This window comes from Aeromicrobium sp., from assembly GCF_032084975.1.
Lineage (GTDB): Bacteria > Actinomycetota > Actinomycetes > Propionibacteriales > Nocardioidaceae > Aeromicrobium.
The window spans coordinates 1-1675 of sequence record NZ_DAMDLR010000157.1; the positions used below are offsets into that span (position 1 = coordinate 1).

The 1675-nt window shown below is 73.1% G+C and carries 3 protein-coding genes; all 3 read right to left on the reverse strand.

All coding sequences use genetic code 11. The features are described 5' to 3' along the window. Positions 1-845: cobyrinate a,c-diamide synthase (locus RT323_RS16625; RefSeq protein WP_313410408.1), on the reverse strand; the 845-nt coding region annotated here is incomplete at its 3' end. Continuing rightward, positions 842-1456: a cob(I)yrinic acid a,c-diamide adenosyltransferase gene (gene cobO, locus RT323_RS16630; protein ID WP_313410410.1), complete on the reverse strand. Its 615-nt coding sequence runs from the start codon at positions 1454-1456 to the stop codon at positions 842-844. The genes cobO and RT323_RS16625, both read right to left, overlap by 4 nt. Position 1457: 1 nt before the next feature. Continuing rightward, positions 1458-1675 (reverse strand): hypothetical protein (locus tag RT323_RS16635; protein ID WP_313410412.1); only part of this gene is annotated, 218 nt, incomplete at its 5' end.

Genomic DNA, 1675 nt, shown 5'->3' on the forward strand with positions numbered 1-1675 from the left:
AACGGCGCGACCGTGCAGCCGGCGGCCTCGAGCAGCTCGGTGGTCTCGGCGTACCGGAACGTGAAGGCGCGCCCCGCCGCGACGGCGACGACGGGGGAGTCCCGGCCCACCCGCCGGACGTGCGCGGCCGGGTCCCAGGCCGTCTCCGTCAATGGCGGGGCAGTGCGTGCGACCTCCACGACGGCGTCGAGGTCGATGCCGCTGGTCACCTGCTCGACCAGGCGGTCCAGGGCGGTCGCCGCCTCCGCACGCTCCTCAGCGGGCACGAGGCCCAGGTGGCGTGACGGCGCGCTGACGCCCTGGTCGCGGTGCAGGATCCCCAGGACGGGGATGCCGGTCCGCTCGATGGCATGCACGACCTCGGTCGCGTGCCGCTCCGAGCCGACCTTGTTCAGGATGACGCCGGCGATCGTGACGCCGGGCTCGAACGTCGCCATGCCGTGCACGACAGCCCCGATCGTGCGGGAGGCGTGCGAGACGTCGACGACGAGCACGACCGGCGTGTCGGTCAGGGTCGCCACATGAGCGGTGGACGCGAAGCCGTCACCACCGATCTGGCCGTCGAACAGGCCCATGACACCCTCGACGACGGCGAGGTCGGCGCCCCGGGCTCCGTGCAGCAGCAACGGCGCGATGAGCGAGGGATCGGTCAGGTGCGGGTCGAGGTTGCGTCCCGGCCGACCCGTCGCGAGCGCGTGGTAGCCCGGATCGATGTAGTCGGGCCCGACCTTGTGACCGGAGACGGCGAGCCCCCGGGCCGTGAGCGCGGCCATCAGTCCGGTCGCGATCGTCGTCTTCCCGTGCCCCGATGCCGGGGCAGCCACCAGGACCCGTGGCAGGGTCACCACTCGATGCCCCGCTGACCCTTCTGGCCCACGTCCATGGGGTGCTTCACGTGCCCCATCTCGGTGACCAGGTCGGCCACCTCGACCAGCCGGGGATCCGCACGCCGGCCCGTGACGACGACGTGCTGGGTGCCGGGCCGGTTCGCGAGCGTCTCGACCACGTCGTCGACGTCGACCCAGCCCCACTGCATCGGGTACGTGAACTCGTCGAGGACGTAGAGCCGGTGCCGCTCGGCCTGGATGCGCCGCTTGACCTCGGCCCACCCCTCGGCAGCGTCGGCGGCGTGATCGTCCTCGGTGCCGCCCTTGCGGCTCCACGACCAGCCCGAGCCCATCTTGTGCCACTCGATCGGGCCGCCCTCGCCGGTCTCGTCGTGCAGGCGGGCGAGGCGCTCGAGCACGGTCTGCTCGCCGATGCGCCACTTCGCGGACTTGACGAACTGGAAGACGCCGATGTCCCAGCCCTGGTTCCAGCCGCGCATGGCGAGGCCGAACGCGGCGGTGGACTTCCCCTTGCCGTCGCCGGTGTGGACCATCAACAGCGGGCGATTGCGGCGCTGGCGGGTGGTGAGGCCGTCGTCGGGGACGACGAGCGGCTTGCCCTGCGGCATGTCAGGCCACCCCCTCGCGCGGTGCGGTCGCGGCCTGGACGACGCCGGCCAGGCCCTCGGCGGTCACCTCGCCGAGCGGGACGTGCTCGGCCTGCAGGTGCGTCGCGAGCTCGGCGCCCAGCCCGAGGCGGAACCGGCCGGACTCGCAGTCGACCACGACGCTCTGGATGCCCGATGCGGCGATGTGGCGTGCCGCGTGGTGGGCGCGGCCCAGGGCGT

Bases quoted from the DNA above. Each gene is read 5' to 3' on its own strand.
- cobO (WP_313410410.1), bottom strand. From the start codon at position 1,456: ATGCCGCAGGGCAAGCCGCTCGTCGTCCCCGACGACGGCCTCACCACC.